Raw genomic sequence first — 9,235 nt, forward strand, 5'->3', positions numbered from 1 at the left:
TTTATTATTCATCTGTACCTTATCATAAAGGCTATCAACTAAAAGATTTACCGCTTCTATTCCTAATTTTTCAGGTTTTATATCCAATAAAAATATCTTATTTTCCCAAATATTTTTCAGTCTAGTTTTATTAAAACTACCTATGTTCACATCTTTTATATTATATTTTTCCAAATATTCCAAAAATCCTTCCAATAGATTATCATCTGAAATTATAAAATTTTTACATGTTTCTTTAAAAAATATCTGTTCTGCTAACCTATATCCCTCCTCCCTTGAAAAGTCTTTTCCTAAATATATTGAAAAATCACTTTTTAATTCATCACATGCTTTTTTGAATCCAGCTACTCTATTTATTGTTACTGTTAATTTTTGATCTCCCCCTACAAATATGATTTTCTCATTATTTTTGTACATAATTTTTTTTACCATATCATAAGTGGCCTTTAAATTGTTATTATCTACCCATAGAACTCCCTGTTTTTCCTCTGGTTCTCCTATAATTACAAAAGGAAATTTTTTCTCTTTTAAATATTTGATACTCTTATCCTCTCTACGTGTTGACATAAGGCATAAACCATCGACCAAGCCACTTTCAACAAGTTTTTTAGTGCCCTCATACTCCTCTTTTTCATTTTTACAAAAGTCATACATTATATAGTAATCTTTCTCTTTTCCTTTTAGACTAATACCTTGCATAACCTCTATAAAAAATGGACTTGAAAATAACATCATAGCTTCCTTAGGCATTATAACTCCTAGAATACCCGTTTTTCTTTTTACCAATCCTCTTGCCATTATATTTGGTTTATAATTTAATCTTTCTATTGACTCTCTCACTTTCTCTTTTGTTGCTTCACTTATTTTAGGGTTATTTGAAATAACTCTTGAAACTGTGGATACTGATACCCCTGCATCCACTGCAATCTCTTTTATTGTTACTTTCATCAACTAATTTCTCCCTTTTTATTTTATTTTTTATATTATATCTAACTTTATAGTTATTTACAAAACTTTTTATTTTATTCATATAAAACATAACATGTTACGTCATGTGTAATGTGTGTTTTTAAAGCTTTAAGTATTGATTTAGAACTTTGTTAGTTGTATACTCCTATTAACAAAGGAACCCATAATAATATTAGGAGGTAACAAGATGCTAAAATTCTTTCAAAGATTAGGAGGAGCTCTTTTCGCACCTGTACTACTTTTCCCTTTTGCAGGTCTAACTGTAGCACTTACAATCATTTTAAAAAATCCAGACTTCGTTGGTTCTTTAGCAGATACCAATGGAATATTTTACAAGCTTGTCTATGTTATTGAAGAGGGAGGATGGACTGTTTTCAGACAGCTTCCACTTATATTTGCAGTTGGTCTTCCAATAGGGTTAGCTAAAAAAGCTCATCCACGTGCTTGTCTATCTGTTTTAGTTACATATCTAACATTTAATTATTTTATTAATGCCATTTTAACATTTTGGGGTCCTAGTTTTGGAGTAGACTTCAATCAAGCTATTGGCGGAGTAAGTGGATTGACAACAATTGCTGGAATTAAAACTTTAGACACAAGTATAGTTGGTGCAATTGCAATTTCAGGATTGACTATCTACATCCATAACAAGTTTTTCGATACAAAACTTCCAGATTTTTTAGGTATTTTTCAAGGTAGTGCCCTAGTTGGAATGATAGCCTTTTTAGCAATGATTCCTGCTGCTTATGTTACATGTCTAGTGTGGCCTAAAGTACAGATGGGTATCTCATCTTTACAAACACTTATGATCTCATCAGGAACTTTTGGAGTTTGGTTATACACTTTACTTGAAAGAATTCTTATACCTACAGGTTTACATCACTTTGTCTATGGACCTTTCATCTTTGGTCCTGCAGTTGTAGATAGTGGGATACAGGTTTTCTGGGCTCAAAATCTATCTAATTTTGCAAACTCTGCTCTACCTCTAAAGGAGCTTTTCCCTCAAGGAGGATTTGCACTTCACGGTAACAGTAAGATATTTGGTGCAATTGGTATAGCCTTAGCTATATACAAAACAGCTCACCCAGACAAAAAGAAAATTGTCTCTGGACTTTTAATTCCAGCAACTCTTACAGCAGTTTTAGTAGGTATTACAGAACCATTAGAGTTTACATTCCTGTTTATCGCACCATTTTTATTTGCAATACATGCTGTTTTAGCCGCTACTATGGCCGCTGTAATGTATGCTTTTGGAGTTGTTGGAAATATGGGTTCTGGTTTAATAGAGATTGCTGCAATCAACTGGATTCCTCTTTTTAAAAATCATACTGGTGTTATGATTGCTCAAATTGGTGTAGGTATGGCTTTTATCCCTATATATTACTTTGTCTTTAAATATTGTATTGAAAGATTCAAATTAAAAACTCCAGGTAGAGAGGATGAAAATGAAGAGGTTAAACTTTATACCAAAGAGGATTTTAAAAATAAAAAAGATGCTAAAAATGGAAATGTTATTGTTGAAAATGCATATTTTGATCAAGCCTATGCTTTTTTACAGGCTCTTGGTGGAGCTCACAATATAGAGACTGTAAATAATTGTGCCACTAGACTTAGAGTAACTGTTTTAGATGAGTCCCTTGTTAAAAATGATTCTACCTTTAAAATGGCTGGTGCACACGGTATTGTTAGAAAAGGAACATCTTTTCAAATTATTGTTGGCTTATCAGTTCCACAGGTTAGAGACTGTTTTGAAGATTTAATGAATAAAGATTTAGAGAATACAGATTCTGAAAAAAAATTAATTAACATATAGGAGGAGTTATTATGAAAAAGTTTTCAATTTTAATTGCAGGTGGAGGAAGTACATTTACCCCAGGAATAATTTTAATGTTGTTGGATAATCTTGAAAAATTCCCTATTAGACAGATTAAAATGTATGATAATGACAAGGAAAGACAGGCTAAAATAGGAGATGCCTGTGCTATCCTTTTAAAGGAGAAAGCTCCTGAAATAAATTTTAGTTACAGTACAAATCCTGAGGAGGCTTTTAGTGATATAGATTTTGTTATGGCTCATATTAGAGTTGGAAAATATCCAATGAGAGAGTTAGATGAAAAGATTCCATTAAAACATGGTGTAGTAGGGCAAGAAACTTGTGGTCCTGGAGGAGTTGCCTATGGTATGAGATCTATTGGTGGAGTTATTGAATTGATTGACCATATGGAAAAATACTCTCCCAATGCTTGGATGTTAAACTATTCCAATCCAGCTGCCATTGTTGCTGAAGCAACTAGAAGATTAAGACCAAACTCTAAAGTTTTAAATATCTGTGATATGCCTATTGGTATTGAAGTTAGAATGGCTGAAATTTTAGGTTTAGACTCCAGAAAAGATATGGATATTATGTACTATGGCTTAAATCACTTTGGATGGTGGAAATCTATAAAAGATAAAGCTGGAAATGATTTAATGCCTGCTCTAAAGAAACATGTGGCTAAGCATGGATATGTTGAGAAAAAAGGGGATAATCAACATACAGATGCTAGTTGGAACGACACATTTGCCAAGGCAAAAGATGTTTTTGCAGTGGATCCTACCACTCTACCAAACACATATTTAAAATACTATCTATTCCAAGACTATGTTGTTAAACACTCCAATAAAGAGTATACAAGAGCCAATGAGGTTATGGATGGAAGAGAAAAATTTGTATTTGGAGAGTGTGATAAAATTATAAAAGCTAATACTGCTAAGAATTCTGCACTACATATAGATGAACATGCATCTTATATAGTTGACTTGGCTAGAGCTATCGCTTTTAATACTAAAGAGAAAATGCTTTTAATAGTTGAAAATAATGGTGCTATAATTAACTTTGATCCTACTGCCATGGTTGAAATTCCATGTATTGTGGGAAATGATGGTCCTGAACCACTTGTAGTTGGAGCTATTCCTCAATTCCAAAAAGGACTTATGGAGCAGCAAGTTTCAGTTGAAAAATTAACTGTTGAAGCTTGGATAGAGGGATCTTATCTGAAGTTATGGCAAGCTCTTACTATGTCAAAAACAGTTCCTAGCGCCTCTGTAGCAAAAGCTATTTTAGATGATTTAATCGAGGCTAATAAAGGGTATTGGCCAGAATTAAAATAGTTTATTAACATAACACATATTAAAAAGGTGGGAGATTATCTCTTCCACCTTTTATTTTAAATACTCCTCTACCAGCTCCTCAAAAAATAGAATTGTATTTCCAAAAAAATCATTTTTTTCTAAATTTCTATCATCTAGTAGATTACTATTTTTTATTACAAAACTTAACTCGGATAACTTCTCCATACTACTGTCTTTAAGCCCAGTTAAAACCACAACTGGAACATCTTTAGCTCTAGCTTTTTGACATAGATTTAATATAGCAGCAGTCTCCCCCGATTTGGATATAACTATTAGTAATGGTTTTTTCTCATACTCTCTTTCAACACTTTCCATATATTCTGACATCATAGAAAAATATCCCAATATCATTAACTTGTCAGCTATATATTTTGCAATAGGATTTGAAAATCCAACTCCATGGACAAAAATAGGTCTATTTTTTATCTTTTTTAAAAGATTTCTAAATTTCATACCCTTTTGTATAGAGAAATCTAAACAATAACTATCTGTGATACTCTTTCGTTCAGAGGGTGATTTAAAATCTAATTCCAGCCTATAGACCATATCTATAAACCCTTTATAGCCAAGTTTTTTTGATAGATTCATAACAACTGAAGTCGATGCAAAACACTCCTTAGCCACACCTCTTACCCCTATCTCTAAAGCCTTTTCAATATTATTAACAATATATCGCAACGCTAACTCTTCAGATTCTGTCAATCCATACTTTTCTCCTAATTTATAGATATCTATCTCCATTTTTCTCCCCCTTTTTCTTTTTTATTACCATATAGTGCAACTTTTAAATACTCTTTTTCTATATTCTATGATATATTATAAAAAAGATATTGTAAAATAATTTATGAAAGGTGCTGATAGTGTGGAGCAAATTGATTTAGAAAATGCCATTGAGATTTTATTAGAAAAGATACAACCTTTAAAAAACATTGAGGAAAAAAATATCTTGGATAGCTTAGGCTTTATTTTAGCTGAAAACATTTTATCTCCTTTAAATAATCCTCCATTTAATCGTTCTCCTTTAGATGGTTTTACTTTTAATAGTGCCGATAGCCATGGTGCTAGTAAAGACACTCCCATAACATTAAAAGTTATATCTGAAGTCTATGCTGGAGATTATTCTGAAGAGGAGATTCATCCTAAAGAAGCCTTTAGAATAATGACTGGAGCTCCTATTCCAAATGGATGCGACTGTGTCATAATGCAGGAAGAGGTCCTATATGATGACTGCGCAAAAACATTGAAAATATATAGAGAACTTAAACCCTTTGAAAACTTCTGTTTTTTAGGTGAGGATTTAAAAGAGGGTGAAGTAGTTATTGAAAAAGGGGAACTAATAACATATAATCATATTGGTGTTTTAGCTTCTTTGGGTATAAACTCCATCAAAGTATTTAAAAAACCAAAAGTTGGTGTTTTAAGTCTAGGAAGTGAACTCACTATGCCTGGAGAACCTTTAGAGAGAGGGAAAATATATAACAGTAACCTTTTTACCCTTATTAGTAAACTAAAATATTTGAGATTGGATGGGATAATGTTTCCCCCTATGAATGATGACCCTATTTTGGTTTCTAACTTTATATCTAAAGAACTTAAAAATATAGATTTTTTAATAACTACTGGTGGTGTATCTGTGGGTAAAAAAGATATTATGCATGACGTCATAAAAGAACTTGGAGCCAATAGACTTTTTTGGAAAATTAATATTCAACCAGGAACTCCTGTTCTAGCATCAGAAAAAGATGGAAAAGTAATTCTCTCTCTTTCAGGGAACCCTTTTGCATCACTTGTTAATTTTGAACTTCTCGGAAGACCTATTCTATCTAAACTGAGCTTTAATAGCATAAAAAAAACTAACTCTGCTATAGCAACAGTTAGGGGAGAGTTTAGTAAAAAATCCTCTAAAAGGCGTTTTATCAGAGGTTATTTTAATAATGGTGAAATATTCCTAAATAATCAAAAACACTCCTCTGGTACTATCTCCTCTCTTATAGGCAAAAATGCCATTGTAGATATAGCTCCAAATACCCCTTGTTTAAAAAATGGGGATAGGGTTCAGGTGATTTTAATTGATTAAAATTAAAGATATCAACGTTTTAATTTTAGCTGGTGGTAAAGGAAGTAGAATGAATTATTGCAATAAAGCTCTACTTAAATATGAAAATATAACTTTTTTAGATAGGTTAAAGGAGCTATTTTCCGATTTTAGTAAAATATATCTCTCTTTAAATAGTGATCAAGATATAATAAGCGATGAATTTATAAGAATTGATGATGACTTTAAAGAGATTGGTCCCATCTCTGGACTGTATAAAGGAATATTGGAAAGCGATTTAGACTATATTTTTACTGTTCCGTGTGATGTTCCAAACTTGACTAAAGATTTTATTCAGTATATATCTAGTTTTACCTCTCCCTACTATGACGCTATTGTCGTTAGAGATAAAAATGGCTTTATTCATCCTCTTCTTGGAATCTATACAAAAACATCTTTACCTATTATTAAAGAGGCCATTGAAAATAATGATTTTAAAGTTTTAAATCTTATGGATAAATTGAATGTAAAATTTGTGGATTTAAAATATACTATCTTTAATGATAACTATCTTTTAAAAAATATAAATACCCCAGAGGATTATAACTCTTTGATTAAAACCAAAAAAACTAAGTTTTTTGCAATCTCTGGTATAAAAAACTCTGGAAAAACAACTTTAATTACCAAACTTCTTAAAAAATTTGTGGATACTGGTTTCAAAGTTGGCACTATAAAACATGATGGTCATGACTTTCAAATGGACAATCTCGATTCTGACACTGATAGACACGTTAAATCTGGAGCTTCAGGAACACTTATTTTCTCTAAAAGTAAATATATGTTTTTAGAAAATTCAAGTGAAAAAGATCTGTCTTTCTATTTAAATTTTTTTAAGAGTTATGATCTTATAATTTTAGAGGGGTTTAAAAATAGCAACTATCCTAAGGTAGAGGTTATTCGTAAAGAGGTATCCACAATCAGTCAAGTCAATAAAAATAATTTGAAATTTTTTGTGAGTGATTTACAATTCATCGAAAATGGTGAAAACCTAGATATTATTGATATCAATGATATAGATACTATTTTTGAAAGATTAATTGATTTAATAAAAACAGATGACCTAAATAGATGACCTAAATTAAATTTAGGTCATTTTTTATTTTAAATAAAAATTTATAAAAGGAGAGGTATCTTTTATTTTGTAAAAATATGTTAAATATATCTTTAATCTAGAGGATGGTGAAAACTATGATTTCTTTTTTCAACTTTAAACTATCTACAGCTTTTTTTCTGATCACATTATTCTCTTTTTCTAACTCTGCTATTATTGAAAAAGAACTCCTATACGATAAGTATACTCTACCTGACGCATACATTATAAGAATAGGAGATAACTACACTCAACATAGAGGTTATGATTGGACTAAAATCTCCAACATATTGGACAATGTAGATAACTTTGTAAATGATCAGTACCCTTTAGGCTCTTTAAAAAACTATAAAAATGTCAATGGAAAACCTAGCCCAGCTATACAGATGAAATCTCCACCTGAATCAGATATATACGGTGTCCGAAGAAATCAGGGCATTCCCCTATACTCTGAAACTAACCTAAATCGACCAGAAAGATATGCTTGGGATGGTAGCTTAGTAAAAATCATATCCCATGGTGGAAATTTTTCAAAAGTTCAACTTAAAGATATTCCTGGTATCTGGTTTATTTCAAATAGATATATTGAAACTCTTTCAACTAAAAGATTTAATAAGGTTATCATCATAAATAGATCTTTTCAAAATGTAGTCACTTTAGAAAGAGTGGGTGGAATTTGGAAAATTAGAAGTAAAAATCCTATAACTACTGGAAAGGATAAACTTCCATATAGCTATGCTACACCTTTAGGAGTCTTTGTTGCACAAAGTAAATTAAGAAGAATGGACTATATGAAATTTGGAAATGAAGCTGAAATGGGGGGATACTCTCCATATGCCACTCGCTTTTCTGGTGGAGGATATTTTCATGGATTCCCTGTAGATCTTCCTAGAACAAGTATTATTGAATATAGTAATTCATTGGGATCGCTTCCCATCTCACACATGTGTGTTAGATCTTCAGCTTCTCATGCACAGTTTGTTTATAACTGGGCTGAAGTTGATAAATCATTATTTATTGTTATTGATTAGCTATAACCATAATAAAAGGGAACTTTTAAAAGTTCCCTTATTTAAACTAGCGTTCCATAGTAATCTACAAATGTATATTGCTCCCATTTTCCCTTTATAACATTTAAAACTCTATTATTATTATATTGAATTAAAATCTCTCTATTTTTTATTAGTTTTTCTATGTCCTCTTGAAACTTTTTATTCTTCTCCTCTCGAAGTTCCAATCCTAAAAATTTTGTATACTCTTTTAAATGGTATATAGTCTCATAGTTTTGTGTCCCACCATAATTTTTTAAAATCCAATAATTTTCCAGTTCTTTGTCTAGATTATAATCCAGTGTTATGCTCTTACTTAGGGTAAAATCTCCAATCTTATACTCATCTTTATCCAAAATATTTTTTTCTATAAACTCTCTCAAAGTGTCTGTCCCACCATATCTTGTATAGTAAAGATAACTTTGACTTATTTTTAAATATTGTTTATTTTTATTTTTTTCTATCTCATATTCTTGAAACACAACAAAAATAGGTAGATATATATCTAAAATATAGCTATAGATAAGCTCTTTTTTAGTCAATAATTTATTGGCTTTTTTCCTATAATATCTTGAATATCTTATGCAATCTTCAACCACCTCTTCCAGATTTAAAATCTCAAAGTTCAGGTTCAATTGTTTAGATTTTAATATTATCTCCTCTTTATAAAAGGAGTAGACTTGTTCAAACCATCTTTGCATACCCACAATAAACCCTGGGACACCGTTATTTAAACTAAATAGAGCTATCTCTCCAATTATCAGTGTCTCTCTTCTAAACTGTTTTTTAGAATACTCTCTTATAGCCTTTATCTTACCTTTTGTATCATCTGTATAAAATATAAATTTATCTATATAATAT

The 9,235-nt window shown here is 30.9% G+C and carries 8 protein-coding genes; 5 read left to right on the forward strand and 3 right to left on the reverse strand.

Features of this window, described 5'->3' with window-relative positions:
- Positions 1-948: LacI family DNA-binding transcriptional regulator (locus ACMOUI_RS04450; RefSeq protein ID WP_418964531.1), on the reverse strand; the 948-nt coding region annotated here is incomplete at its 3' end.
- A gap of 208 nt (positions 949-1,156) precedes the next feature.
- Here ACMOUI_RS04450 and ACMOUI_RS04455 point away from each other — a divergent pair.
- Both ACMOUI_RS04455 and ACMOUI_RS04460 read left to right on the forward strand, forming a co-directional pair.
- Positions 1,157-2,782 (forward strand): alpha-glucoside-specific PTS transporter subunit IIBC, encoded by a 1,626-nt coding sequence (locus tag ACMOUI_RS04455; RefSeq protein ID WP_418964532.1) that lies wholly within the window; start codon positions 1,157-1,159, stop codon positions 2,780-2,782.
- Positions 2,783-2,793: 11 nt separating this feature from the next.
- The gene (locus tag ACMOUI_RS04460) at positions 2,794-4,119 is read left to right on the forward strand and encodes a 6-phospho-alpha-glucosidase (RefSeq protein WP_418964533.1); all 1,326 of its coding nucleotides are present in this window, start codon (positions 2,794-2,796) and stop codon (positions 4,117-4,119) included.
- A gap of 51 nt (positions 4,120-4,170) precedes the next feature.
- Here ACMOUI_RS04460 and ACMOUI_RS04465 read toward each other — a convergent pair whose 3' ends face one another.
- Positions 4,171-4,881, reverse strand: coding sequence for a MurR/RpiR family transcriptional regulator (locus tag ACMOUI_RS04465; RefSeq protein WP_418964534.1), 711 nt, complete (start codon positions 4,879-4,881; stop codon positions 4,171-4,173).
- 103 nt (positions 4,882-4,984) lie between these two features.
- On the opposite strand from ACMOUI_RS04465, the gene ACMOUI_RS04470 reads away from it, so the two are divergent.
- From ACMOUI_RS04470 to ACMOUI_RS04480, 3 genes are all read left to right on the forward strand, one after another.
- Complete coding sequence (locus ACMOUI_RS04470) at positions 4,985-6,217, forward strand: molybdopterin molybdotransferase MoeA (protein WP_418964535.1); 1,233 nt, start codon at positions 4,985-4,987, stop codon at positions 6,215-6,217.
- Complete coding sequence (gene mobB / locus ACMOUI_RS04475) at positions 6,210-7,307, forward strand: molybdopterin-guanine dinucleotide biosynthesis protein B (protein WP_418964536.1); 1,098 nt, start codon at positions 6,210-6,212, stop codon at positions 7,305-7,307. The genes ACMOUI_RS04470 and mobB overlap by 8 nt, the downstream gene beginning before the upstream one ends.
- A 116-nt stretch (positions 7,308-7,423) precedes the next feature.
- Positions 7,424-8,356 (forward strand): L,D-transpeptidase, encoded by a 933-nt coding sequence (locus ACMOUI_RS04480; protein WP_418964537.1) that lies wholly within the window; start codon positions 7,424-7,426, stop codon positions 8,354-8,356.
- Between the two features lie 41 nt (positions 8,357-8,397).
- Here the strand turns inward: ACMOUI_RS04480 and ACMOUI_RS04485 are convergent.
- On the reverse strand, positions 8,398-9,235 hold an 838-nt coding region (locus ACMOUI_RS04485), incomplete at its 5' end, for a hypothetical protein (protein ID WP_418964538.1).

This window comes from Cetobacterium sp. (assembly GCF_048470075.1).
Classification (GTDB): Bacteria; Fusobacteriota; Fusobacteriia; order Fusobacteriales; family Fusobacteriaceae; genus Cetobacterium_A.